This window comes from Chitinophaga niabensis, from assembly GCF_900129465.1.
In the GTDB taxonomy this organism is placed as follows: Bacteria; Bacteroidota; Bacteroidia; order Chitinophagales; family Chitinophagaceae; genus Chitinophaga; species Chitinophaga niabensis.
Genome location: NZ_FSRA01000001.1, coordinates 1,962,803 through 1,989,176 on the forward strand (window position 1 = coordinate 1,962,803; position 26,374 = coordinate 1,989,176).

General features: G+C 45.6%; 26 protein-coding genes. 14 read left to right on the forward strand and 12 right to left on the reverse strand.

Annotated elements, in window-relative coordinates; all coding sequences use genetic code 11:
* Positions 1-252 precede the first annotated feature (252 nt).
* The 4 genes from BUR42_RS07575 to BUR42_RS29740 all read right to left on the reverse strand — a co-directional run bounded on the left by BUR42_RS07575 (position 253) and on the right by BUR42_RS29740 (position 1,940).
* The gene (locus BUR42_RS07575; protein ID WP_074238648.1) at positions 253-681 is read right to left on the reverse strand and encodes a VOC family protein; all 429 of its coding nucleotides are present in this window, start codon (positions 679-681) and stop codon (positions 253-255) included.
* Positions 682-760: 79 nt separating this feature from the next.
* Positions 761-1,264, reverse strand: coding sequence for an SRPBCC family protein (locus BUR42_RS07580; protein WP_074238649.1), 504 nt, complete (start codon positions 1,262-1,264; stop codon positions 761-763).
* Complete coding sequence (locus tag BUR42_RS07585) at positions 1,261-1,581, reverse strand: ArsR/SmtB family transcription factor (protein WP_074238650.1); 321 nt, start codon at positions 1,579-1,581, stop codon at positions 1,261-1,263. Before BUR42_RS07585 ends, BUR42_RS07580 begins: the two co-directional genes overlap by 4 nt.
* 209 nt (positions 1,582-1,790) lie before the next feature.
* A complete protein-coding gene (locus BUR42_RS29740; RefSeq protein ID WP_159442230.1) occupies positions 1,791-1,940 on the reverse strand; it encodes a RidA family protein in 150 nt (49 codons plus the stop codon).
* Positions 1,941-1,978: 38 nt separating this feature from the next.
* Here BUR42_RS29740 and BUR42_RS07590 point away from each other — a divergent pair, with 38 nt between their 5' ends.
* Positions 1,979-2,854 (forward strand): SH3 domain-containing protein, encoded by an 876-nt coding sequence (locus tag BUR42_RS07590; protein WP_074238651.1) that lies wholly within the window; start codon positions 1,979-1,981, stop codon positions 2,852-2,854.
* Here the strand turns inward: BUR42_RS07590 and BUR42_RS07595 are convergent.
* The gene (locus tag BUR42_RS07595) at positions 2,847-3,731 is read right to left on the reverse strand and encodes a helix-turn-helix domain-containing protein (RefSeq protein WP_074238652.1); all 885 of its coding nucleotides are present in this window, start codon (positions 3,729-3,731) and stop codon (positions 2,847-2,849) included. The genes BUR42_RS07590 and BUR42_RS07595 overlap by 8 nt on opposite strands.
* Before the next feature lie 135 nt (positions 3,732-3,866).
* Here BUR42_RS07595 and BUR42_RS07600 point away from each other — a divergent pair, with 135 nt between their 5' ends.
* Complete coding sequence (locus BUR42_RS07600) at positions 3,867-5,579, forward strand: IlvD/Edd family dehydratase (protein WP_074238653.1); 1,713 nt, start codon at positions 3,867-3,869, stop codon at positions 5,577-5,579.
* A gap of 13 nt (positions 5,580-5,592) precedes the next feature.
* Positions 5,593-6,351, forward strand: a complete 759-nt coding sequence (locus BUR42_RS07605; protein ID WP_074238654.1) for an SDR family NAD(P)-dependent oxidoreductase — start codon at positions 5,593-5,595, stop codon at positions 6,349-6,351.
* A gap of 6 nt (positions 6,352-6,357) precedes the next feature.
* On the opposite strand, the gene BUR42_RS07610 is transcribed toward BUR42_RS07605, so the two are convergent.
* Complete coding sequence (locus tag BUR42_RS07610; RefSeq protein WP_159442231.1) at positions 6,358-8,475, reverse strand: outer membrane protein assembly factor BamB family protein; 2,118 nt, start codon at positions 8,473-8,475, stop codon at positions 6,358-6,360.
* Between the two features lie 220 nt (positions 8,476-8,695).
* Here BUR42_RS07610 and BUR42_RS07615 point away from each other — a divergent pair, with 220 nt between their 5' ends.
* On the forward strand, positions 8,696-9,508 hold the full coding sequence (locus BUR42_RS07615; RefSeq protein ID WP_074238656.1) for a hypothetical protein: 813 nt from the start codon (positions 8,696-8,698) through the stop codon (positions 9,506-9,508).
* A gap of 337 nt (positions 9,509-9,845) precedes the next feature.
* On the opposite strand, the gene BUR42_RS07620 is transcribed toward BUR42_RS07615, so the two are convergent.
* The 3 genes from BUR42_RS07620 to BUR42_RS07630 are packed head-to-tail and all read right to left on the reverse strand — an operon-like array spanning position 9,846 to position 12,903.
* Positions 9,846-10,958, reverse strand: coding sequence for a hypothetical protein (locus BUR42_RS07620; RefSeq protein ID WP_143197374.1), 1,113 nt, complete (start codon positions 10,956-10,958; stop codon positions 9,846-9,848).
* Positions 10,955-11,980 (reverse strand): isoprenoid biosynthesis enzyme family protein, encoded by a 1,026-nt coding sequence (locus BUR42_RS07625; RefSeq protein WP_074238658.1) that lies wholly within the window; start codon positions 11,978-11,980, stop codon positions 10,955-10,957. Before BUR42_RS07625 ends, BUR42_RS07620 begins: the two co-directional genes overlap by 4 nt.
* Positions 11,981-11,991: 11 nt before the next feature.
* Entirely contained in the window at positions 11,992-12,903 is a 912-nt protein-coding gene (locus BUR42_RS07630; protein ID WP_159442232.1) for a geranylgeranylglycerol-phosphate geranylgeranyltransferase, read from the reverse strand.
* Positions 12,904-13,065: 162 nt separating this feature from the next.
* On the opposite strand from BUR42_RS07630, the gene BUR42_RS07635 reads away from it, so the two are divergent.
* From BUR42_RS07635 to BUR42_RS07655, 5 genes are read left to right on the forward strand one after another with little or no spacing between them, the layout of a single operon-like run.
* On the forward strand, positions 13,066-13,392 hold the full coding sequence (locus tag BUR42_RS07635; protein WP_074238660.1) for an ArsR/SmtB family transcription factor: 327 nt from the start codon (positions 13,066-13,068) through the stop codon (positions 13,390-13,392).
* A 27-nt stretch (positions 13,393-13,419) separates the two neighbouring features.
* The gene (locus BUR42_RS07640) at positions 13,420-13,962 is read left to right on the forward strand and encodes a DUF1579 family protein (protein ID WP_074238661.1); all 543 of its coding nucleotides are present in this window, start codon (positions 13,420-13,422) and stop codon (positions 13,960-13,962) included.
* Positions 13,963-13,979: 17 nt separating this feature from the next.
* Positions 13,980-14,552: a dihydrofolate reductase family protein gene (locus tag BUR42_RS07645; protein WP_074238662.1), complete on the forward strand. Its 573-nt coding sequence runs from the start codon at positions 13,980-13,982 to the stop codon at positions 14,550-14,552.
* Between the two features lie 51 nt (positions 14,553-14,603).
* Entirely contained in the window at positions 14,604-15,632 is a 1,029-nt protein-coding gene (locus BUR42_RS07650) for a sensor histidine kinase (protein ID WP_074238663.1), read from the forward strand.
* Positions 15,629-16,318, forward strand: a complete 690-nt coding sequence (locus BUR42_RS07655; RefSeq protein ID WP_074238664.1) for a LytR/AlgR family response regulator transcription factor — start codon at positions 15,629-15,631, stop codon at positions 16,316-16,318. The genes BUR42_RS07650 and BUR42_RS07655 overlap by 4 nt, the downstream gene beginning before the upstream one ends.
* Here BUR42_RS07655 and BUR42_RS07660 read toward each other — a convergent pair whose 3' ends face one another.
* Together BUR42_RS07660 and trhO are read right to left on the reverse strand one after the other, a co-directional pair.
* Positions 16,319-16,819 (reverse strand): hypothetical protein, encoded by a 501-nt coding sequence (locus BUR42_RS07660; protein WP_074238665.1) that lies wholly within the window; start codon positions 16,817-16,819, stop codon positions 16,319-16,321.
* Between the two features lie 52 nt (positions 16,820-16,871).
* Positions 16,872-17,903, reverse strand: a complete 1,032-nt coding sequence (gene trhO, locus BUR42_RS07665; protein WP_074238666.1) for an oxygen-dependent tRNA uridine(34) hydroxylase TrhO — start codon at positions 17,901-17,903, stop codon at positions 16,872-16,874.
* 286 nt (positions 17,904-18,189) lie between these two features.
* Here trhO and BUR42_RS29745 point away from each other — a divergent pair, with 286 nt between their 5' ends.
* The 5 genes from BUR42_RS29745 (at position 18,190) to BUR42_RS07685 (ending at position 23,605) form a co-directional block, all read left to right on the forward strand.
* Positions 18,190-18,339: a hypothetical protein gene (locus BUR42_RS29745; protein ID WP_159442233.1), complete on the forward strand. Its 150-nt coding sequence runs from the start codon at positions 18,190-18,192 to the stop codon at positions 18,337-18,339.
* A gap of 88 nt (positions 18,340-18,427) precedes the next feature.
* The gene (locus BUR42_RS07670; protein WP_074238667.1) at positions 18,428-19,213 is read left to right on the forward strand and encodes an alpha/beta hydrolase; all 786 of its coding nucleotides are present in this window, start codon (positions 18,428-18,430) and stop codon (positions 19,211-19,213) included.
* A gap of 81 nt (positions 19,214-19,294) precedes the next feature.
* Positions 19,295-20,707: a carboxypeptidase-like regulatory domain-containing protein gene (locus BUR42_RS07675; protein ID WP_074238668.1), complete on the forward strand. Its 1,413-nt coding sequence runs from the start codon at positions 19,295-19,297 to the stop codon at positions 20,705-20,707.
* Positions 20,708-20,798: 91 nt separating this feature from the next.
* The gene (locus tag BUR42_RS07680; RefSeq protein WP_074238669.1) at positions 20,799-21,941 is read left to right on the forward strand and encodes a TlpA disulfide reductase family protein; all 1,143 of its coding nucleotides are present in this window, start codon (positions 20,799-20,801) and stop codon (positions 21,939-21,941) included.
* Between the two features lie 65 nt (positions 21,942-22,006).
* A complete protein-coding gene (locus BUR42_RS07685) occupies positions 22,007-23,605 on the forward strand; it encodes a trypsin-like peptidase domain-containing protein (protein WP_074238670.1) in 1,599 nt (532 codons plus the stop codon).
* Between the two features lie 213 nt (positions 23,606-23,818).
* Here BUR42_RS07685 and BUR42_RS07690 read toward each other — a convergent pair whose 3' ends face one another.
* Complete coding sequence (locus BUR42_RS07690) at positions 23,819-26,314, reverse strand: DUF5686 and carboxypeptidase regulatory-like domain-containing protein (protein WP_074238671.1); 2,496 nt, start codon at positions 26,312-26,314, stop codon at positions 23,819-23,821.
* Between the last annotated feature and the right edge of the window lie 60 nt (positions 26,315-26,374).

Consider the following 26,374-nt stretch of genomic DNA (forward strand, 5'->3'; position numbering starts at 1 on the left):
TATTACTGATCTCCACATTGTTCAGAACGGCTGGTTTCGCCGGCGCACAGGATTCTTTGTTATACACCACTCAGAAAAACACCTCCCTTACTATTAAAAAATGGGAGAAGAATGATCTTGTAAACAGCGAAAAGTATCAAAACTATATAAGTAGCAAGAGGCTCGCCAAAGACCCGTAAAAAATCGTGGCCAATAACCCCGCTTTTTATATTTACACAGTATTTGAGACAGTGTCTCCTGTAAACCTATCCGTTATAAGTTCGGGTCAAATTCCACAATCCATTCAATACCATATTTGTCTCTGAACATTCCGGCGTATGTACTCCAGGGACTGTCGCCCATGGGCCCTTCAACCTCCCCTCCTGCGGATAATCCGTTAAATATTTTGTCGGCTTCTTCACGGCTTTCAGTGCTTACAAGTATTTTAGACCTGTTTTCGTTTTCATTTACCCGTCCCATAAATTCCGGAACATCATTGGCTATTAACACATTGTGCTTGCCGATAGGTAAAGCAATATGCATTATTTTATCTGCTTCGTTTTCCGCAACCTGAAATTCAGGGCCCGACAGGTCCTTGAAGCGAATGATCTTTGTGAACTCTCCGCCAAAAACTGACTTGTAAAAGGTGAATGCTTCTTCGGCGTTGCCATTGAAGTTGATCCAGGGGTTGATTGTTTTCATAATTTTATTTTTAAGGATAAATTTTTTTTGCTCACGCTATTCAGCATTCTCCTTGTCAATGTGATTGAAAATTTCCTTCTTATAATTTCTGCGATATGGCTGCCAACAGGTTATCCAAATTGCTCATTGTCATCTTAAATCCTTCGGTAAAGCCCATTTCAATCATCTTCTCCATGCGCTCAAAGGATTCATTAAAAATGGTGATACTCACTTTTGTTCTGCCATTTTGTTCGCTAAAAATGTAATCCCATTCAGAACCCGGCAATTCCGGGTTTCCGTCTTTGTCCGCAAAAGAATTATACATTTTAAAATTTGTTTTCGGGGTAATGGATATATATATCTGAATAGCCCAACGCTCTTGTCCGTCGGGGCTTATCATAGCATAAAATCTTTGCCCTCCGACTTTGAAATCCATATACTTGGTTTTGGCGCGCATTGGTGCAGGTGCTCCCCACTGGTCCAGTAGTTCCGGCATAGTAAAAGCATCCCATACCAAAGAAAGCCCGGCATTAAATTCCCTGGTTATAAATACCGTTTTCGCTGCTTTGTCAACATTAAAATCAAATAGCAAATCGTTATTCATTTTTTCTGTTCTTTTTTTGTTGATAATAATTCGTCAAGTTGATTAAATTGAATTTCCCAGCTTTGCCTGAATTGGGCTAACCAGTTGTCTAATTCTTGCATTTTCCTTGCATTAAAGTGATAATAAATCTCCCTGCCGCTATGCTCAGGTTTAATTAATTCGCATTCATGCAAGACTTTAATGTGTTTCGATACCGCCTGCCGGGTCATATCAAATTTTTCGGCCATCGCATTAGGCGTTAATGCCTTAATGGCAATTAAAGTTAAGATGGCCCTGCGGGTCGGATCGGATATAGCCTGAAATATATCTGGTTTCATTTTTACTAAACGCGCAACTTTTGAGTTGCTAATCTACGTGCAACTTTTGAGTTGCGCAAATTTATTTGGTATTTTTTGGGTAATGCAGGAAAAAAGATTTGTGACCAGGGGAAATTGCTATTTGCAGGACCAATCCGGGGCTACTGAAATGAATCCGTCAGAACAAATACCGACTAAATACATATAAGGTGGCTTTTTCTCCGCCAACATCACTGCCGTGCAACAATCTTAATCTCCGGCAACCGGTTCGGCAATGCCAGCCCGCTTACCACAACAATCGTACTGGCCACGCTTTCCGGATTGCCATAAAACTCCGCTTTATTATCCCTCCGGGCCTTAAAAGCCGTTTGCAGATCCAATACAACCGTTTTATATTTTATAGTACTTTTACATCCCTATGAAAAAACTATTACCGATCCTCTTCATTTGCTTTTCAAACACCCTGTATGCACAGGATTTCCCGGATATGCGCAGCTGGTCGTTATACGGCGATTCTTTAGAACGGTACATTTTTGCAGACACCGCATTTGTACGCATCACACCGGATACAAAACAAGCTCCTATCGATACCCTGCTGGCCGGAGATAACATCACCATAACAAACATCACTTCCAATTCCCTCACCATTCGTGGCCTCAAAGGTCCATGGCTGCAAGTGAACTATCAGAAGAACGGAGAATCAAGAAACGGCTACATCTGGCAGGGCCTGGTGAGTTGCGCTCCTATGCGCCGGGGAGATATTAAGTTTGTATACGGCATTGAACGCCGCGCAGATAGCGCTTATACTTCAGACCAGGGTAAGGATACATTACGCCGGTACCTCGTAAGGCTTAAGGTAATACAGAATGGCAGCATACTCGCTAAAGCCGCGTTTGTTACAGACGATGATGAAAGTGCCAATTTCAGCATGGGAAAAGTAATGAGCGGGATGGGTTTAAGCAATGTACAACATATTGTAGTAGTCACATTTAGCGGTGAAGCCTGCGCCATCCCCACGTACGACTACTATTTTGCCCTTACCAAAGATAACCAGCTGATCCGCCTCCCGGGAAAAACCAATATCGGCGATGCCGGTGTTTATTATCACGGCGAATCATTCACCTTCCCTAATGAAAAGAATGGCAAACCTGATATGGTGATCTGGAATATGATAGAAGAAGAAGCTACGGAGAAAGTGGATAAAGATGGCAACGAAATATTGAAGGTAACCGGTAAAAGAACGGTGAACTATGCCTGGGATGCAGTGAATGGAAAGTTTACAGCCCTCAGGTAAAATTCATAGAAGTCTTGTATTGAAAAGGACTCACACCGGTGTGTTCTTTAAAAACCTTACAGAAGTGAGCAGAGGAATTATATCCGCAAAGGTAGGCTACATCCGCCACCTGCTTGTCGGTCTGAAGAAGAAGTTCACATGCATGCGCAATCCTTAGGTTACTCAGAAAACGGGAAAAACTTTTATTCGTTCTTTTCTTGAAAAAACGACAAAAGCTTTGCTCCGTCATGCAGGCTACATCGGCTACCTGCCGCAGCGTAATTTGCTCGTGCAGGTTTTCTTTCACGAACTTTATCACATCCACGATCCGGTCCGGATAGAGATCATCATAGTGATCCGTTTCGTTATGTACAATATATTCTTTTTCTTCAGAAGAGGAAATAAGGTGCATGATCTGTAAAAGCCCTTCTACTTTTTCGAATCCCTGGATATTTGATAATGCGATGAGTTTTTGGGCAATAAGGTTCCTTGTTTCCCCTAAGATCCGGATCCCTTTGGAGGACTGCTTTATCATGTTGCGTATGCCTTCAAACTCCTTAATAGCTTCAAAGATCTGCATAAAGATCTTAGGGTTAAAATAGCATACGATCACCTTAGACTGCAAGCCCGAATTCTCTTTGTAGTAAACCGGATCGCTCAGCCAGAGATGCGGAACGTTGGAGCCAATAAAAACCATATCCCCGGACTCGAAAGGTTCAACCTTGTTACCCACGATCCTTTTCCCAAAACCTTCTACCACAAAAACCAATTCCAGTTCCGGATGTGCATGAAAAGAAGGCTGGGTATGATAGGGAGACGACAGGAATGGCTGTTCCCTGTATTCTACCTGCATTGACTGGTTGATAAGTGGCGTAATCTCCGTCTTTAATAATTTCATATCAGCTGCGTATTAATTTGGAGCCATTTTAAAGTTAATGATTAATCCATTGAAAGCTAGGGGCAGGTTAATTATATTATATAAATAGCTTAGCAGGTAACATTAAATGAATCCTGTACTTATATTTTTATAAGCATGAAAAAAGATCTGCGAAGCCAAAACTGGTTTGGAAAAAAAGGCAAGGATGGGTTTATATACCGGGCATGGATGAAGAACCAGGGTATCCCCGACTATGAATTCAGGGGTAAACCTGTGATCGGGATCTGTAATACCTGGTCGGAACTCACCCCTTGCAATGCACATTTCAGGGAACTGGCAGAATCCGTTAAACGGGGTGTGATTGAAGCCGGAGGATTCCCCCTTGAGTTCCCTGTAATGTCCCTCGGGGAAACACTGATAAAACCAACAGCGATGCTTTACCGTAACCTGGCCAGCATGGATGTGGAAGAATCCATTCGTGCCAATCCGCTGGATGGGGTTGTATTGCTGTGTGGCTGCGATAAAACAACCCCCTCGCTTGTGATGGGTGCCTGTAGTGTAGATCTTCCGGCCATTGTGGTTTCCGGCGGGGCAATGCTAACCGGCAAATACAATGGCCATGATATTGGAACAAGCGATCTATGGCGCTTTTCCGAAGACGTTCGCTCAGGAAGGATGAGTGAAGAGGAATTGAATATAGTAGAATCCGGCATGTGCAGGAGCCGTGGTCATTGCGCTGTAATGGGCACGGCTTCATCAATGGCCTGCATGGTGGAAGCGCTGGGCCTATCGCTTCCCGGGAATGCGGCCATCCCCGCAGTAGACGCAAACAGGAAGGTACTCGCTCAGCTATCCGGCAAAAGGATCGTGGAAATGGTACAGGAAGACCTGAAGCTGTCCACCATCCTTACGCGGCAGGCATTTGAGAATGCTATCCGGGTAAATGCGGCTATTGGAGGATCTACCAATTTCGTTATCCATCTCCTGGCTATTGCCGGAAGAATAGGTATACCATTAAAACTGGAGGATTTTGATCTATTCTCCCGTAACATTCCGCTGATCGCCAACCTTCAGCCATCCGGCAAATATTTCATGGAAGACTTCTACTACGCCGGCGGATTACCGGCAGTGATGAAACAGATCGAAAATCATTTACACAGCGATTGCATTACTGCAAATGGGAGAAGCATTGCTGAAAATATCAAACATGCGAAATCCTGGAATACTGAAGTTATTGCAACCGCTGAAGCTCCCATTAATACACAATCGGGGATTGCAGTGCTGAGAGGTAGCCTGTGCGAGAATGGAAGTGTTATTAAACCTTCAGCTGCCAGCCCTCAATTAATGAAACACAAAGGAAAAGCCGTTGTATTTGAGAATATTGAGGACTATAAAGCACGTATCAATGATCCCTTACTTGAAGTGGACGAAACCAGCGTGCTGGTGCTGAAAAACGCTGGCCCCAAAGGTTATCCCGGAATGCCGGAGGTCGGAAATATGGGGCTGCCAACCAAACTGCTGCTCAAAGGTGTAACAGACATGGTGCGGATTTCGGATGGAAGAATGAGCGGGACCGGGTTTGGAACCGTTATACTGCATGTTTCACCGGAAGCAGCAGAAAACGGAACATTTGCACTGATCGAAGATGGAGATCTGATAGAACTGGACGTGGAAAGCCGTATATTAAACCTCCTGGTAGACCAGGCAGAACTGAACAATCGGAAAAATAAGCGCGTTACATTTAAAAGTCCTTTCAACCGGGGATACGTACGCCTGTTTATAGATCATGTTGAACAGGCAGATAAAGGCGCCGATCTTGATTTTCTGAAAGGTGGTTCCGGCAGCGAAGTATCCAGAGACTCTCACTAATAGTATTAAATACATGGATTTCAGTAATAAAACAGCCATCGTAACAGGCGCCGGGCAAGGGATCGGGTTTGAGATCTGCAGGCAACTTGCAAAATATGGAGCCACGGTATTGTTGAACGACATCGACGAAAAACTGGCCAACAGTGCGGCGGAAACAATAAGACTTGAAAATGGCAACTGTATTGCGGTACCGGGAGACAGCGGAGATCTCAACTTCGTCAACAGTCTTGTGCAGCAAGCTGTAAGCGCTACCGGGCATCTGGATATCGCCATTGCCAATGCAGGGATCACCTTGTTCGGGGATTTCCTTTCATATCCTGCTGGATCACTTTACAAGGTGCTTCATGTAAATATCGGCGGCACATTCTTCCTGGCGCAGGCGGCCTCGCGCCAGATGAAGTTACAGGGCAAGGGAGGCACCCTTCTTTTCACTTCATCTGTAACCGGGCACCAGGCACATAAAGATCTCGCAGCTTACTCCATGACAAAAGCTGCGCTGGAAATGTTAGCCAAAAACCTCGTAGTTGAAGTATCACAGTATGGCATAACCGTGAATACCGTGGCACCGGGAGCTACCCTCACCGAGCGAACGGAAAGCGATCCCGGATATGCTTCCACCTGGTCACGCATAACACCAATGGGCAAACCTGCGTCTGTAGATGACATTGCGCATGCAGCATTGTTCCTTGTATCTGATCACGCAAGGCATATTACCGGGCAGACCCTGCTGGTAGATGGAGGATGGACTGCCACCAGCCCCTCACCCTATTAAGCAGCACTATTTATCGTCCAGGGCAAAGGCAACATATGCATCACTGCTTTTCCCTCCCCATTTAGACCCGCCACAGGCAATAACAATGAACTGCCTGCCATTGACAGCATAAACTGCTGGTGTTGCAACACCCGGTGCAGGAAGATCTGTTTCCCATAGCGTCTTCCCGGTCCTCTTGCTTAATGCCCTGAATTTGCCATCCGCTGAGGCGCCGATAAAGATCAAACCGCCGGCAGTTACTACCGGTCCACCATAATTTTCACGACCTGTAGCAGGCACTCCTTTTTTCTTAAGTTCCTCAAACTCTCCGAACGGTACCTGCCAGTAATATTCGCCGGTATTAAGATCTATTGCGCTAATGGTGCCCCAGGGCGGGCTTAAGGCAGGATAACCTTCTTTAGTAAGGAATTTGTTATACCCGGTAGAACCATATGAAGGTTTTGCCTTATTCTCATTTTTAATAGTAGTGCCGGTATACAATTTCTCCTGTTCGGACTTTAAATTCAATACAAATGCACCGATCGCCAGCTTATCTGTTTTGCTCAGGTGGGCAAAACCCGGCATCATCCTTCGCCCGGTAGTTAACAGCTCGCTGAACTGGGCAAATTTATATTTCTTCTCTACGCCGATCAGTGATGGATTATCGCCGGACCCCAAACGTTCCTGCCCATGGCATGCCATGCAATTTTTATTGTACAGGAGCGCACCAGCCTCAAGATTGGTCAGCGATTTCCGGGTGCCTGATTCCTGTTTGACCAGGTTCAGCACCCAGGCCATTTCATTGGCATTTACATAAAGGATATTTGTTTCAGGATCAACAGCAGGGCCTCCCCATTCCCCGCCTCCATCATATCCGGGCAGAATGATCGTTCCTTTTACTGTTGGCGGCGTATAAATTCCCTCAGAACGGTAACTTTTAAAACGTTTCCTGATATCCTGGTAGGAGGAATCGCTGACAAGTGTGTTCAGGTCCTTTTCGGTCATGACCTGCCTCACAAAAGGTTTTGGCAAAACAGGAAATGGCTGTGTCGGGCTGAGCTTTTCTCCCAAAGCAGCGCCGTTTGTGGGTACAGGTCTTTCTTTGATAGGGAAAAGTGATTTACCCGTTTCACGATCAAAAACAAAAACGAAACCGGTTTTTGTGGTTTGAACAACGGCGTCGATATTACGGCCATTTTTTGGAAGGGTAACAAGCACCGGAGGGCTGGAAATATCCATATCCCATACATCATGATGCACGGTTTGAAAATGCCATTTTAATTTTCCTGTGGCTGCATCAAGCGCCACGATGCAGTTGCCGAATAAGCCATTCCCTAAACGGTCTCCTCCCCAAAAGTCGTTTGTAGGGCTACCTATGCCGGCATATACAATTCCTCTCTTATTATCGAGCGTAAAGCCAGACCATGCGTTGGTGGAGCCCATCCGTTTATAGGCCGTCTTATCCACCCAGCTGGAATAGCCCTTTTCTCCCGGGTATGGAATGGTATGAAATATCCACTTCTGTTTTCCTGTTCTTACATCAAAGCCACGGATATGCCCGGGTGTTGCATCACTTACCAACCCGCTGGTGATGAACAGGTCTTTGTAGATCATTACCGGGGAAGTTGGTGAGATAGAGACTGTTTTCTCGTCCCGGCCCAGGCCCTTGCGCAGGTCTACACCGCCTTCCACGCCAAAATCCCGGATGAGCTTACCTGTTTCCGCATTAACCGCGAAAGCAATCGGCCCTACGGTATAGATGATACGCTTGTCATCCCCGTTGGCCCAGTATGCCACTCCCCTGTTCATGTTTACACTGCTCCTGGCCCATTTTTTATTACCAATGGAATCAGCAGGATCAAATTGCCATTTCTCCTCGCCGGTAGCGGCATCGATGGCAAAAAGTTTTAAACGGGGAGATACCCCGAATAAAGTGTTATCCACAATGACCGGGTTACATTCCATCGGACCGAATTTAGCCTTGTCCTCTTTTTCAGAATGATATACCCAGGCTATCTTCAGCTGATCAACATTGGAAGTATCCACCTGTTTCAGGCTCGAATACTTGATATTATCTCCGCTGCCACCCTGAACTTTCCAGTCTCCATACTTTTGCCATACCAAATGTGATGCGGACGTAAGCATCGCCATCAGTATACCAACCGCAAGCAATAATTTCGTTTTTTGAATGGCCATTTTTTCTTAAATAAATGATATCCCCAAATGTATTATCATCAAAGGAGTCCTGATGTCATTTAATTAGCTGCCAATATCAAATTATTACCCCTCAAAAGTCTTAATCTATATCAACATTTTTAAACGCCATATTCCGTACGTTGCAATTTCACCAAAAACAATTTACGTTATGGCTACACAAACAGGAGTAATAACTTATGATGGCAAGCTGGATAAGACCATCGGTTACAACCGCAAGGGAAAACGCTGCGTCCGCCGCCTGCCTGAGCAGGTACGGAGAAGTGATGCCACCATACTTTCCGGTACAGACTTCGGTACCGCCAGCAAGGCTGGCAAACTGGTCCGCATGGCCTTAGTACCCGCCCTGGATATCCGCATGGATTATACCCTCACCAACCGGCTCAATAAAGAGATGCTGAAGGTACTTTATACAGGCAGCCGGGAACGTGGCAACCGAAGGATCCAAAACAAAGCACTCGAACTGCTGAAAGGATTTCAGTTTAACAAAGCAACGGGGCTGGACAGGCTGTTGCCTTTCCCCACCCCCCAAGTAGTGCAGGACGGCGATAAGTTACGGATCGTTATACCAGCCATGGAAGCATACGCTATCCGCCATGCCGGCAATACCACGCACATTGAGATCAAAGCGGTAGCAGCAGGTCTGCGCTTTAACGGCAACGACAACCAGGAGCAAGCCGTATCAGATAAAGTATTATTCCGGATCAACGAGCCGGTAGCAGCTACGGAATTGGTACTTCCTTTCAAAGCCGGAGAAGCAGAAACGATCGTGGTACTGCAAGTAAGGGCCTTTCATGAACACAATGGAAAATTGCTGTCGTTGGGTAATGTGAAATACTTTGCAGCGGATATCATTGATGTTATTCCGTCTTTCACTGAAGAGGAAGCAGGCACACCGCCTCATGCCGCAGAACTTTCCCTGCAGCAAAGCGATAAAACCTACACTGCACCTAAAAGAGAATGAACCTAAATGAGGGGGGTGACAAAAATTGATGTGAAGTATTGTCTTCCGCAGGAAAACTTATGCCCGCAATGGAAAAGCAGCACATTATTTGCAGTAGATCTGTTAAATGGAAACACGGTATCCGAACAGTCCTCTTCTTTCTTTGGCTAAAAAGCAGCTTTTAGTACTATACACCCCTCATCTTAGCCAGTAAACATCAACCCCGCATCGTCTCCACCTCAGGTACACATTAACTCCACATCAAGTCCACCATTCCTTCGATATTCTCTCGTCTATCCCTTATCAGTACTGCATTGCTCCCCCTATGCACAAGTACAATACGCCACCAGTAACCTTCTTACCGCTCCCGAAGCATAAGATGCTGTAGCATCAACAATTTGTTATACGCAGGGCATTGGTAATAATAGGTCACCACATGATACCCACTGAAGATCCGCTTGTATGGATCAGGCAAAAGCGAATTAAACCCCGCCTTAAAAAAAACAAAATCTCCTCCATCATCATTTAAGGAAAGCCCCTCCGGCACTGTACCTCCCAGCCATATCAGCGCGGTAGACAGGATCACCCTGTCCATCGGGTCCTGCGCCATGCGAAGCTGAGCCGTAGCATCTGCGATAAGCTGTGCCCGGTGTTTCTCCAGGGAAGCGATCGTAAACGTTCCCATCAAACGGGCAATATGATAGATCAGCACCGGCGTTCTGCCGTAATGTGGGGAGATATAGGCAGGGTGTGTAACATACTCACGGTGGCGGATAAAGGAATCCAGCAATGCAACGCTGGCTGAATCAGAACGCCCGTTAAACATGCCATAAGCATGACTGAAGTAAAGCGCATTCGTTAAAACGCAAAAGTCAAAGTCAATGGGCATACTGCGGCCAAACCAGGTAGAATAAGCCGGTAGATCCCTGTACTTCGGAAAGGTATTCCGGATGCGGTACCGGACAGTATTGGCATGCTGCTCCATCAGCAACTTCACCGCACGGGCCGTAGTATCGTTTGCCTGCATGCCCATCAGCAGGATAACAGTATCATCGATATCATCCGGAAGTGTATGCCATTTTTTAAATAACCCCAGGAAACGGGAATTGGGAAAAACGATGCCCGGGTTTGTTTTCCAGAAATTATAGGTAGCGCGGGTTCCATTGCGAAAATACCTGAAAGAAGAACGGGCACGGGCAAGGATCTGCTGGCAAAGCACACTGTCTTCTCCACGAAACCGGTTTTGCAATTCCGTTAAGGTGAAGGCAATCAGGCCGGTGAAGAATATATTGTTATCCTCCTTCTTTTTCCCCTGCAGATTGCCATAATACCGAAAGCTCCGAAACATTCCGCAATAATAGAAACTATCTTCAGCCACCTGGTCCGCGGCTATTTCCCTGAGAAGACGGGAGGTTTGCCCCCTGGCCTGCAACCCCATCACCAGGCAAAGGAAGAACATACTAAACCTCATACAGGTAACGGTTTAGAGCTGCCGTGTAATTTCCGCCATTGTACACAGCGCCGCCAGGTAAAACGCATACAGTGCCAGATACCGGAAGGCTTTTCCATATCAACAATAAATGCTTTGCGGGGCAGGTCTTTGAAGTCAGGAAGTTCCGGCCGCCCCTGCTGAATAGCCTGTAACCGGCTGATAGCAAATTCTCCGAAAGAACAGATCGCCATCATATCCAACAAAAATTGCTGTTTGCGTTCTGTGGATGTATCTAAAGCATTGATCTCTGCTTCCAGGCTATTCACCATGCCCATAAAAAACGCATGGAATGCATAGGCATCCCGCATTCTCACGGGTAATGTCTGAACGCCGGCCTGCAGGTCTTTCCAGATATCAAAAAGGTCGTTGGTAAGTTGAATGATGCCTCCCAGGTAAAACCAGCATTGCCGTTCAGCAGGGCTTACTTCTTCATCCAGGTAAAAGCTGCATAACAGCACCGCATAACTTCCCTTTCCGATGGTTACGCGATACAGATCTGCATCTGTTATACTGCTATCTGTTTGCATGGCTGAATCTATCTGGGCCTGGAACAAACCACGGGTAGCCTCCCCATATGCGGCTTTTTGCTTTACAAATTGACTGAGCAACGAATGTGCATGCAAAAACACCTGCTCTTCTATCCGCTTTGGTATATAAGATTCAGGCATGTAAGCGATGTTATACAATTCTTCCTGTGACAGCTCTGCCCTATCCGTAAAATCATCGAATGTAGTACTGCAGATAAAATAATGCAGCATCCGCTCCCGCTCTCCCTCAGACACCTTACGCCCACGCAAATTACTGAACGCCCGCACGATCATGGGCACATAGATACTGTAGCTGTTTATAATGTTCCTGCGGGCATCCTCCCGTAAACGCGCACCATACGCTGATTCCAGTGCAGACACATTTTCGGTTGCCCAGGCCGCCTCCCGCTTACGGCTGACGGTGATCCTGATAACCCGAAAAATAATTCCCGCACCAAATTGCAACCAGTACATAAATCCTCCTTTTAAATGAATTGAACAAACAACATAGACAAGATGCCCATCAGCATCACTATTTTGATGCTTCCGCTCAGGCGGTTATAATCAGCGCAGGCTTTTGCTTTGAATACTTTCAGTATGATCCGTATCAATGGCGCTATCACCAGCAGGATGGTGTAAACAGACAGTAGCCTCGTCCATAAATTCTGCTCCCACAAATAAGGTTGTATAACAGCAAGGAGGATGATCATGCAAAAAAGGTTCAGCGTCACAATGTAACGGACCACTCCATCACTTAACACGATCGCCATCGTATTTCCCCCATGAAGCCTGTCCCCTTCCACATCCTCCATATCTTTTATGACCTCCCGCGCAAATGAGAGCAGGAATGCGAATCCCGTATATAATAACGTGGCTATCTGCAGATAACGCGAAGCCTTTGCAGGCATCCGCGACATTTGTTCCACTATCATTAAAAGCACGGGCAATGCAGATGCCGTAATGCCGGAAACCACGATATTCCCGGCCAGGAAACTCTTCTTCAGGAACGCTGAGTACAGGTACAATAAAAGGATGGACATGAGCACGCAGATCACTGGTAAAGGATTGGAAAGCAACAGGCTCACCCTTGTACCCAGCAATACAGCTAATATGTTCATCCCTATATACAGCGTAAGCGCTGTTCTTTTACTGATCCCCCGTGTTATGAAAACTTTATGAGGTTTGTTGATGATATCAATGGGAACATCGAAATAATCATTGATGATGTAACCGGCTGCTGCAATCAGCTGGTAAGCTGCCGCAATAGATATGAAATTCCGGATATCCACCAGGAGCCCTATTCCATATCGCAACATCAGGGGATTAATTACACAATATTGGAACAGGAACTGCGTCAGCAAAATAAAAAACAGGTTTGGCCAGCGTACCAATTTCATAAATAAGGATATGCTCTTCATTTGGTTGTAGATGCTATAGGTTAGGGACCGAAATTGAGGGACGAAAGTAAAAAAAAATAAATATTGATTTTCAGTACTTTAAAAATAAATATGCGCAATTAAAAACTTGCGCATATATTTGCAAGAAATCACTTGCGCATTATGAAACAAACGAGAGACATCTTCCAGGCCATAGCAGATCCCACCCGCAGGCAGATCATAGGAATGCTGGCTGGGAAAACCCTTAATGTTAATGCTATTGCCAGGGAGTTTGATATGACCCGGCAGGCAGTTTCATTACATGTCCAATTCCTTAACGATTGTGGCCTTATTGTGATCAAACAGCAAGGCAGGGAAAGATATTGCGAAGCAAAATTCGAAAAACTCAATGAAGTCACAGACTGGGTAAATCAATACCGAAAATATTGGGACAATAAATTCGACGCATTGGAAGGTTACCTGGATAAAATCCAGAAAAAGAAGAAATAAGAATACACTTATAAACACTATATGCAAATGAATAAAGTAATCTCAGCCACGGGTATTGCGCTTGCATTACTTTTCTCCACAGGATTCCGGGGAGTAGAAAAAGCTCCTGGAACTTTAGAGAACAAAGCTATTCCCAAAGAAAAGAAAGCGCTTCTGAATAAAATTGCAGGGCGCTGGATAACGCAAACAAACATCCATGCACGGAATGGCCAGCCAGCCTCAAAAGTGATTGGCAGTGATGTATGGCAATGGTCTCCGGATGGAAATTTCCTCCTTCATATCGCCTATGGCATTCGTGATAAAAATGGCTTCGGAGGAATGGAAATTACCGGTTACAACGCAAAAACAGGTGGCTTTGATAGTTACAATTTTAACCCGGATGGTAGTTTTTCCATGGGTACGCTTACCATTCATAATAATACCTGGATATGGAACAGCGAAAATGTGAGAACAACAGGTGTAATGGATGGAGATGGTAAACTGCTGCCCGTAAAACATGAGATTACAGAAGATGGTAAAACATATGAAGTATTCATGGACGGAGTGCTAACCAAAGGTTCAGATTTCTAAAATAAAAACAAAACTATATGAGAAAAGTAATTTCATTTATGCACGTATCGCTTGACGGCTTTGTTGCAGGCCCGAACGGAGAACTGGACTGGGTTAAAGTGGACGAAGAAATTTTCAATCATGTTGGTAAGCGGATCAGCGAAGGCGATACTGCCTTATACGGAAGAACAACTTACGAGATGATGGAAAGTTACTGGCCCACCGCAGGAGACAGCCCCACAGCATCCAAACACGATATTGAGCATTCAAAGTGGTATAAAAATGTGCACAAAGTTGTTTTATCAAAAACAATGAAAGACACAGGGTTAACTAACACCACCATTATTAACAACAACCTTGCGGACAAAATAAATGAGATAAAACAACAGCCAGGCAATGATATCCTGCTTTTTGGCAGTCCCACTGCAACACATTCACTTATTCAGCAGCACTTGATCGATGGCTTCTGGCTATTTTTAAATCCAATTATTCTTGGACAGGGAATCCCCTTGTTTACAGACATTAAAGACAAAATAAAACTACATCTGTTACCCACTACCCGGCAATTCAGCAGTGGTGTTACGGAACTGAATTATACAGTAGAGAAGTAATATTGAAAAAAGGCAACATTTGCTGCCTTTTTTCATTACCTTAAATACCGTATGAAAGTATTCTCCCGGATCATAAAATGGCGACTGCACCATGTATTCTTCTGGCTGGCCTTCTTTGTGGTATGGATCACACTAAGAATAGACGACTATCCTGATCTGTTGCCCACTATCCTGGCCGGCCTTCTGAAAGTACTGTCCCTGGCCGGTGCTGTATACTTCACCAATTATGTATTGATCCCCCGGCAGCTGTATACCAAACAATACCTCGCGTTCTTTTTAAGCTTTACCGCATTGGTACTGGTAACCGGCTTCCTGGTGATCAAAATACTCAACCTTATCCTTACCCCCTATGCCTCCAGTATTACCCACTGGCCCAATGCCACCTTCAACAGCCAGGTATACGATGTGTATATCCCCCTGTTCTTCATGGTAGGTGCAGCCGCGGGTATTAAATTCTACATAGATCAATTAAGGACCTTACACCGTTTGCAGGGTGCATTGAGAGCAGGCGCGGAACAGGAGCTGCAATATCTGAGGGCACAGATCAATCCTCATTCCCTCTTCAATTCCCTCAACACCATTTATTTCCTCATCAATAAAGAGAATAAAGAAGCCAGGGAAACGCTGATGAAATTTTCTGACCTGCTGCGTTACCAGCTGTATGATTGTAATACAGACAGGATAGACATCGAGAAGGAGATCCAATACCTTAAAAACTTTGTATCCATCCAGCAATTAAGGCACGATGAAAAATACAGGATCAGCTTTCATGCAGATGAAAACGTAAGGGACTTCAGCATTGCCCCGCTCCTGCTGATCACCTTCGTAGAGAATGCATTCAAACATGTATCCGCCCATGAGCAAAACGAAATTAATATCACCCTCAAAAAAGAACAGGGGAAACTTCAGTTAATCGTACACAACACCAAAGAGCACAGCACACGGAAAGAAGAGGCCGGCGGCATCGGGCTCGCCAATGTGAAAAGAAGGCTGGAACTGCTATACCCGGATAAGTATACATTGGATATTTCAGACAACAGCACTACTTTTACTGTCACCCTAATACTGGATATATCATGAAGATCCGCTGTATCATAGTTGATGATGAACCGCTGGCCCGCAAAGGCCTGAAGGAATACATCGCTGACGTGAGTTTCCTGGAGCTCGCCGGTGAATATGATTCTCCGGTAAAAGCAGCCGAAATACTGCAGCAGGAACAGGTAGACCTGATGTTCCTGGATATCCAGATGCCCCGCATGACGGGAATTGAATTCCTGCGTTCACTGCCCCAGCCGCCACAGGTGATCTTCACCACCGCCTATCCGGATTATGCCGTGGAAAGTTTTGAACTGAATGTACTGGATTACCTTGTGAAGCCCATTTCCTTTGAGCGCTTCATGAAAGCAGTGCTGAAAGCAAAGAATCAGCAGAAGAACACTACTTCATACTTCTTCATCAAGTGCGATAATAAACTGGAAAAGATCGCCTACCAGGATATCCTCTATGCAGAGGCCTTGCAGAATTATGTGGCCATCCACACTTCGTCCCGCAAATTCATCACTTACCTCACTTTTAAAGGTGTGGAAGATTACCTGCCGGCAGACCAGTTCGTGAAAGTACACAAGTCCTTCATCGTAGCCCTGGATAAAATAGATAGTATAGAAGGAAATGAATTACTGTTAGGGCCGCATCACATTCCTATCAGCAGGAATTTAAAGGATGAAGTGATGGAGAAGATATTGAATAACAGGTACCTCAAAAGATGATCATTCTTTTACCTGCAGCATATCACTTACGATCTTCAATAATTCCTTATCCAGCTCTACCGCTTCGTTATGGCAATTGATCAGTTCTTTCTGGGCGGCAGCTTCCTGCAGGGGATGCAGGCTCAGGCAACCCGCTACCACCTTCCCTACTTTCCAATCCAGTGCCAGCACTTTGGCCATCACCGGGGCAAGGGTATTGTATCGCGCTGCATGCTGTACCGCCAGCAGAACACGGGAAGCCATCAGGTCACTCAACTGCTTGTGCATTTCCGAATTGTAGGTTTTAATATTCCCTCTTATCGCAGCAGGACTGTGCTGTACAGACCAGCAAAGCCAGTTGATGGAATGGATGCAGGAAGCAAGATGTTTTGTAAGTTCTGCAAGGGCATCTGGTTTTGCCCGGAGGTTCTTAATGATCAAAGATCCGATTACCAGTACAGGTACGCCTATTATCGCACCCTCCAGTATCTTAAGCCATATTTCCTGGGAGAAGGTCAACATATCGGGATAACATTTGCTACAAAATTTAGCAAAATATCATAGATTTTTATCCCTACTTCGTGCTATCTCCACTGCGGTCCCACTTCCGCTTGTTGAACAACATCAATCCCTTATCTATCCCTTTCCGCATCTCCGCCTGTTCTTCCTCAGGTAAAGCCAGCACGGCAGTACATGCTTCACTACAACATCCATTGTATTTCGCTGCACATTTAGCGCACTGGATAAATAACAGGTGACATCCTTCGTTCGCACAGTTGGTGTGATCATCGCAGGGTTCACCGCATTGATGGCACTGGCTGATCACTTCATCACTGATCCTTTCTCCAAGGCGTTCATCAAACACAAAGTTCTTTCCGCGGAACTTATTGGGTAAGCCCCACTCCTTTGCTTTGTTAGTATATTCAATAATACCACCTTCCAGGTGGAACACATTTTTAAACCCCTGGTGCAACATGTAGGCAGACGCCTTTTCGCAACGGATCCCGCCGGTACAATACATAATGATGTTCTTCTCCTTCTGGTCCTTCATCATATCCACCGCCATCGGTAACTGTTCCCGGAATGTGGAAGAAGGCACCTCTAAGGCATTGTCAAAATGCCCCACCTCAAATTCATAATGGTTCCGCATGTCTATGACCACCGTATCCGGGTCTGCCGTCAGTTCATTAAATTCCCTGGCATTCACATATTTGCCCCGGTTATCCATATCAAATGCCGGATCGGTAATGCCGTCCGCCACGATCTTTTCCCGCACTTTTATCTTTAATACCCAGAAGGATTTTCCATTATCGTCCACCGCGATATTCAGCCGGACGCCTTTCAGGAATGAAATGGCATCCAGATGCTGGCGAAATTCCTCAAAATGATGCGCAGGAATACTCACCTGTGCATTTATTCCCTCATTTGCTACGTAAATGCGGCCGAAAACCTGGAGTTTAAATAGTGCTTCGTAAAGCTGGTTCCGGAAGACCTGTGGGTCTGCAATTTTGGCGTACTGGTAAAAGGAGACCGTAACGCGCTGAAAGGTTTCTGCTGCTAACCGGCCCTTTAGCTCGGTGGCAGACAATCTGTTATGTAATACCATGGTGAAATTTTAAGGACCAAAGCCGGTGGAACAAAATTTCTGACATGCCATTTTTAGCATGACGCCGCAAAGTTACACAAAAAAATTATCCACAGGAACTACCACAAATCCCCTTCCTTTTAACCCATTGGAAACCATAACAATTTATTAATATTCATCATTTATAAGCTTTTTGCATGCGATCTGCCACCAAAAATTGTGGCACGCTATTGGAATATTACCATAACATTAACACAAATGGACAGTGTGGAATGCAATATTTCCTGACCCCCTTAAATGAATCTATATGAGTATTTACGTTTTCTACTTCTTCGCTGTGATCATTGGTTTGTGGGCTTATAGGTTAGCCGCGTATTTCTTTGGTGGAAATCCCAATCCAAAGACCTCCCGTAACTCCCAGGCAAGGAGTGAAAAGAGAAGAGTAGCCCGCTACTAAGTTATTTGCGACTATATCCTGGCAAGCAATCAAAAAATATAAAAAACGAGGTACCTTACAAGGCCTCGTTTTTTTATGGGCTTAACTTATGAAACAGCTGTTATTATTTTTATTCCTCCCCTGTGTGGTATTTGCGCAGGATTACAAGACAAAAGAGAACATCCCTTATTATAGCACCGCTGCAGACAGTTATATGGAACAGCAGTGTGTACTGGATATCTATTATCCCACCAATGTCAAAAACTTCAGCACGGTGGTCTGGTTCCACGGCGGTGGCATTACCGGGGGCAACAAAGAGATCCCCGAAGCTTTAAAAGGGAAAGGGCTGGCCATCATAGGTGTTAAATACCGCCTTTCTCCCAAAGTGCAGGCGCCCGCTTACATTGAAGATGCAGCAGCGGCCATTGCCTGGGCCTTCAAACACATTGCAGCATATAACGGAGATACCAACCGGATCTTTATCTCCGGCCATTCTGCAGGAGCTTATTTAGGCAGCATGGTCACGCTCAATAAAGAATACCTCGCTAAATACCAGATAGATGCGAACAGGATAGCCGGGCTTATTTCCCTGAGTTCCCAGGCTATCACGCATTTTACCATCCGCAAAGAGCAGGGCATCAAAGACATCCAGCCCACTATTGATAAATACGCACCGTTATACCATGTAAGGGCAGATGCCCCGCCGATACTCCTCATTACCGGCGACCGGGAAATGGAAATGTTGGGCAGGTATGAAGAAAATGCCTACTGGGCACGGATGATGAAGCTGGCAGGTCATAAGAAAACAACACTGTATGAATTGCAGGGCTTTGGCCATAATATGACGGCGCCGGCCTTCCCCTTATTACTGAAGTTTATAGCAGAGCAGAAATAACTGCTAAAAAGCTGGTAACAAAATATACCCCGGGTTGATATTAAGACGATTATCCGTTTAATGGTCCTAAATCAACATACCATGAGAAAGATCCTGCTTTTAATTCTCCTGTCAGCCAAAGTGGCAACAGCATTTCCACAACAACAAATAGTAGTTTCCGCAGGCGGAGGAGTTAATAATACGTTGCCTGCTGTAAAGGACAAGAGTTACCTGGGAAATGGTTCTAATATACAGGCAGATGTATTGGTGCCTTTTCTGAGTAAGGCCAATAACAGGTTTACAATCGGTATCCTGGCCGGAGGCACATATGTTACAGCCAAAAACCTGGCGCCAAACGTCGATAAACTTCGGGATGAATACAAACTATACAGCGGCAACCTGAGCATTTCCAATGCTCAAAACGGATCCAGTGCAGGCTTTACTGCGCACCTGGGCTTACAGGCCGGCCTTTCATTAGGAGCGCTTGTGCTATCGCCCTCCATTAGCGGTGGTTATTTCAACTTCTCACAAAAGGGTTTTGCACAAACCACCACTATTACAAACAACGGCACCCAACAAACCGTTAAACTTTCTGATCTGCCGGAAGTAAAGAGGACCGGCTTTGTAACGATCCCACAGCTAAAGATCAGTTTTCCGCTGGCAAAAACAATCAGCATTTATACCGCTGCCGGTTTGAACCTTGGGCCCAAAATAACAACAGGGCAAAGGAAATTAGAACCAGCCGGCGGTTATAACGCGGATCATACTTATGAACCTGCGCAGTTAAGTTCAGGGAAAATGACAGTACAACCTTCGGAAATAAATTACCGTTCATACATGCTTAGCGCGGGTCTGAGCTTCCGCATAGGAGGTAGAAGCAAACGCTCAGGAACGGCAGATACAACACGAAACCCTTTATTTGAAAATGGCGGTCTTTCCGGGCAAAATCCTATGTATGGACAAGCAATGCCGGGCTCGCCCATTGGCGGAATTGTGGTAAAGGGCGGCAAAAATCCGGGTGGAAATCTAATAACGGCCGTAAGCGATCATAACGGAACGTTTGAATTGAACGATCTGGAGCCCGGTATTTACAGGTTTACCCTTGAAATGCCTGGCCAACCACAGGGTAAAAGTATTAGTGAACAGGGAGTAAAAAGACAGGAATCAACTGAGCTGGAAACAAGAACATACACCGGCGGTCGTAAGAACGAACCACAGGGCAAAAGCATTAGTGAAAAAGGCCTAAAACGCAGCGACACAGCACAAATGGCACTTCCCGGGCAACCGATCGGCGGTATCGTAGTAAAAGGCGGAAAAAATCCCGGGGGGAACCTGAGCAATCTGACCATTGACACAGATGGATCCATCCGGTTTGAAGTTTTAGAAAAAGGCAACTATCAATTCCTGATCCAGGCAGGCGAACAGTCAAATAAAAGCGGATCTGACAAGAAACAGGGAGAAGTAAAAGGAAACGGGAGAACAGGTCTCAGGGATGTAGTTAAAACACAGGTATGATCCCGGCGGGGCTTATTTCCACATTTTTCATACAAAAACGCTAAGAAAAAGGCAGCATTGTGCTTTATCATATAGATAAACCAGCAATTACATGAAATTCAGATTCTTACTCTTAGCGTTATCAGCTCCTGTGTTGACTTTTGCACAAACATCCAACTTCAGCATAACCGGCAAACTTGGTAACCTGGATAAACCAGCCAAAGTTTATATTGATTATTCAGATGCCAGCGGACACGGTAAGGAAGACTCCGCTAATGTGATAAACGGCGTATTTACATTCAAGGGCGCCGTTTCCGGTCAGACTACCGCCCGTATGTCCCTCGATCATGAAGGAAAAGGCAAACCTTTTTCCATTTATTCTCCCGGCGCCGATGTGATCTATTTTTATTTCGGACCTGAACAGATCAAAGTAAGCTCCAAAGACTCATTAAGCACAGCCATGTTTACCGGTTCTAAAATATACGATGAGCATGCCGCATATAATAAGGCCATCGGCGGCTCCATCATGGAGCTGACTGCCATGTACCAGAAAGAGTATGCCCAGGCATCTCCTGAAGACAGAAAAGACCCCGAATTCATGCAGGCGCTTAATGCTAAACAAATGGAACTAAGGAAACAAAGAGGCGAGAAAATGATAGCGTTTGCCAAAGCTAATCCCAATTCCTTTTTCTCCCTTGTAGGGCTCTCTGAATCAGCAGGCATGTACACGGATATGGCTACCGCACAAACAATACTCAGCGGACTGAACAAAGATCTGCAGAAACTGGATATGGCTAAGGAACTGCAACAGCGTATAGACGCTGAGCGCCTTACCGCAGTTGGCAAACCCGCCCCGGCCTTTACACAGAACGACGTAAACGGTCAACCAATTTCACTAGCCAGCCTCAAAGGCAAAGTGGTACTGATCGACTTCTGGGCCAGCTGGTGCAGCCCCTGCCGCGCAGAGAACCCCAATATGCTGAAACAGTATAAGATCTATAAAGACAAAGGGTTTGAGATCCTCTCCGTATCCCTGGATTCCAAAAAAGAACCCTGGGTAGAGGCGATCGAACAAGATGGTCTTCCCTGGCTACATGTATCTGACCTGAAAGGCTGGAACAATACCGTAGGCCGCCTGTATGGTGTAAGAGGCGTTCCTGCCTGTTACCTGGTAGATAGGGACGGTAAGATCATTGCCACTGAAGTACGTGGTGAAAAACTGAACACAAAGCTGGCAGAGATCTTTAAAAACTGATCCCTTCTATCATTATATTCTCAAAACAAAGCCCCCTCTCCGGGGCTTTTAATTTTTTCTTCTATATGAAAAGATACAGGCTGCTGGTTATTTTTTTAACCATTACCTCCACCATTGCATATGGCCAGACCACCATGCAGAAAGCGATAGCAAAAGCCTGGCCTGCCAGCGTACGCATGTGGGGTTATGATACTGCCACCAAACAACAAATGAGCGCCCAGTTCAGCGCCGTGGTAGTAAGTGCTGAGGGAGACATCCTTACTGCAGCACATACTTCCACACCTGGTAAAACATACAGGGTAATGTTCCCCGATGGTAAGGAAGCTATTGCCCTGGCATTGGGTAAAATAGAAATGGCGGACGATCCCACCATACCGGATGTGTCTATGATGAAGATCATTACACCCGGCACCTGGCCGTATGCAGAGATGGGGTATTCCTCTTCGCTACAGCTCAACCAACCCTGCATCAGCATAGCATATCCTGAATCATTGAACCAGGCACTGCCAGGTGTGCGTTTGGGGATCATCACCAGCCTCGGCAATGAGCGTGGCTTCCTGCAATCCACCTGCGCCATGGAACCCGGCGACTCCGGCGGGCCGCTCTTTGATGAGCTGGGGCGTGTGATTGGCATACACAGTGCTATCAGCGTAGAAGAATCGCTGAACTATGAAATACCTGTGGACCTTTTTCGTAAATACAGAACGGCACTGGCCACTGCAAAGAAATACAATGCCTTTCCTGCTAATGCGGATAATGTGGGTAAAGATCCCTTGCAAATGCGGGTAAACACCCCTCCTGCTTTCAGCACCGCTAAAAACGCCTGCCTGCTTATTACCAGCCAGGTAAAGGATAAGCAAGAGAATATCTACGGAACAGTGATCAGCCCATTTTATGTAATAAGCAAAAGCTCTATGGTAGGCAGTGAACCGGTGATACACATAAATAACAAAACCTTTAAAGCTGCTATTATACGCCGCGACAGGGAAAAAGACCTGGTGCTGCTAAAAATGGATGCTCCTGTTAAAGACGGCATTAGCCTCGCAAAAGTAAAACCGGACAGCATCTCTTTCAAACAACTTGGCCAGTTCCTGGTAAGTCCGCGTTTAGATACAGCCAATGCGGTAAGCATAGTAAGCACCCTGCCATTCAGCCTGCCCAAAATTAACAGCACCGGTTTCCTGGGCGCCTCCATCGCACAAAAAAGCGGGCCATTGTTGCTCACCTTTGTACGTAAGAACTCCCCTGCTGCGGCCAATGATCTTAAGGTGGGCGACGAGGTGATCAGTATCAATAATGTTACGCTCCATAAAGCTGAAAATTTCACTGCAGCATTACAGCAATCCTGGCCGGGCGATACAATTACCATCAGCCTGAAAAGAGAAGGAAGTATTTATACGAAACAGGTTGTGCTGGACGAAAAACCAAAGATACCAGCCACCCACCCGGCCGAAATGTTTGCCGGTGGCAAAAGCTCACGCAGAGATGGATTTGAAAGGGTCTTTGCACACGATGCCTTCCTGGCACCTAACCAGTGCGGCGGCCCTGTGTTCGATGCAGCAGGTAATTTTATGGGGATCAATATTGCAAGGTATAGCCGTACAAGTACGTTGGCGATACCGTCAGAAATAATCCGGGAATTTATGCAGGAGCTGGCCTTTTAGGTCAGCTCTTACATTATAAGATGAAGGCATTGTATTGGTAAATTAATGCTTTTCTATTACCTTTGTACAGTCCTTAATTAGTTTAGTAACGTCAGCGGAATTGGACTGCTGTTTGCTAAACTAATTAAGGATTTTTTCTTTATGGACATATTCCATGAGGTTATACTCAGCGATCCATTGCAAAATTATCTTAAAACGTATAACGTACTCTTTTTACTCAAACTGGAACGCCTTTCCCAGGATCCCTCCAAACCCTACCCTCACCCCTACACGCGTAGGCAACTGGCTTTGATAGCCTGCCACCACATCTACCCGTATCACCTTGAAGATGTTTTCCAGGCCCGCAAATACTTCTACATAATTATTGTTCCTGTTCACATAAAAGGCATTAGACCCTGCTACCAGGTTCCATTTCAGCCGGTTGAACAAGGGTATCTTATTCGTCAGCAAACCGTTGAAATGATGCTCCACATTCGCTGTTGCATACAGGTTCGCCGATGTACTATACTGATAATAAGGCGCTAACTGGAAGCTGTTTACATATTTGGTGTTGTAAAAGGTTTGGTTACCATTAAAGTGTTGCAGATCAGGTATGCTCACTTTCTTATTGTTCAGGAAACCTCCTGTGGTGAATTTATAGGACAATGCACCGAAGAGCTTGAAATTCATATCGTCATGAACAGATAATTTCCATTTGTCGAAATCGCCGTCTATAAAGCCTTTGGTGTACATCAGCGTAAAAGTGGGATACTTGGAACCAATAGGCATTTTATATTTCGGGTACTCAATGAATTTCTGCCCGGGCTGATAACTCAGTGCACCCGTTAGCGTTAGTACCTGTTCTTTTTCGAAAGGCAGATGCGCTAACTCTTCCGGATGATTAGGCGTAAAGGTCCTGCCGGCGTTCTTAAAGAGTACATAGTCGGTAGTGTTCTCCAAAGGTATCCGGTCCTCATAAGTAACATTCACATTCAGCTTCATCGCATTCTGGAAGTTGCGGTTGAAGTTCAATGAACCGAACCAGTTCTCATATAACTTCATGTAATTCTGCTTCCCCAGCAGGGTATACAGGGAGTTAGCGATCGGCCCGATAGGGTTTTCCTTATTGAACTGGGAGATGCGTTTCCCTCCTGCTATGTTCCATACATTCCGCGATCCGAAATCATCCCGTCCTCCGCCGGAGAAGGTTAGCCCCGTGGAAGCATTCAGGTGTGTATTACTAAAGCCATACCGCACATAGTTATGCCATTGCAGGTATCGTTTATTCGGCAGGCTGAAGGTCACAGATGGCGTAATAGCTAAAGAAACCCCTTCCACTGTATTGTAACTCAAACCTTTGAGCAGGGATTGATTATGGAAGGAATGCGTGGCAATACTGCTGTCTCTTTTGAAATACCAGGTATGCCCGAAACCATTCAGCAGAACGGCATCCAGCTTTACCGGCTGTGGTTTTTTACGCAAAGAGTCCAGGTGATAACTGGAACGTGAGGAATCCCTTCTTACACGCGCTACACTGTCTTTCACGCGGAAGTCCTTTTGCTCATCAACTTCCAGTGGAACAGGACGGATGCTATCCCAGTATTTCAGATCGCGTTCGGCTGCGTCCTTTTCGTACTTCATCACCACTTTGTTAAAGAAGCCTTTCGGAAAAACAGGTTTAAGGTCGTAGTTAGAGTATACGTTCACGTTATTAGCAGCTACATCAAAGCCTAACATCTTCATGGCCACATATACCACCTGGTCTTTCGTGCGCCACACCTCATTATTCACCGGCACATGTGTTTGCCTGATGATCAATGTGTCCAGCAATTCCAGTTGATATTCCTTCGTAAGCATCAGGTCTGTGCTGTGGATGCGCCAGTCGTCTTCCGTGATATAGATGTAACCGGAAAACACGGGTTCGTATTTGCGGCGTGGTATCACTTTGATCTTGTTCACGAGTTTGCCATCTTCCATAAAAGTACCTTCCAGCCTGTATTTATAATTCATCATGGCGGTTTCTGCAATGGGCGAAATAAAACCACGTGGGCCTAATTGCGAGGTGATGGCTTCCACGTTATTATCATAGAAACTGATAGTGGTGGGAAAACTAAATCCTAATCCACCACCACTTTGCCGGGAAGAAAGTACGTCCACTTTCATATCCGGCTGCCGGTAATTTAAACGGGTGTAGGATTCTGATAAACCAACGATCCCTTTGCGGGTGGAGTCCAGCCCGAGATCTTCCGCATCCACTTTCTGGCCCAATACCTTTTTGGGGGCATTACGGAGTTTGGCCAGCATTTTTATATAAGCATCGCAGGTGTAGGCTTTCACCTGGTTCTGATAGAATGATCTTTTTTTGATGGCCTTCCGGATGATGGCATAGGCAGGATCTTCCCCGCCGGACTTCACGACCACCTCACGGATCTGCATACTTACAGGCTCCAGGCTAAAAGATAGTTCCTGGGCAGCAGTAGTGACCTGTATGGCCTTTTCCTGCTTTTTATAGCCCATATACTGGCAGAGGATGGTGTACTGGCCGGCTGGCAGATCTAACTGATAGCTGCCGTTGGCATTGGCGGTAGTGCCATTGGTGGTGCCTTTGATCATTACAGTGGCAAAGGGCAGTACCTCGCCTTTTTGATTGGTAACAGTGCCGTGTATTATACCGGCGTGGGTTTCAATGGCCAACAGAACAAACAGGGCAGGGAGTAGAAGTTTCGTCATATGCCAAAAATAACCGTTATGGCTATTGGATAGATATGCCACTAAATGGTTTATAGCAAT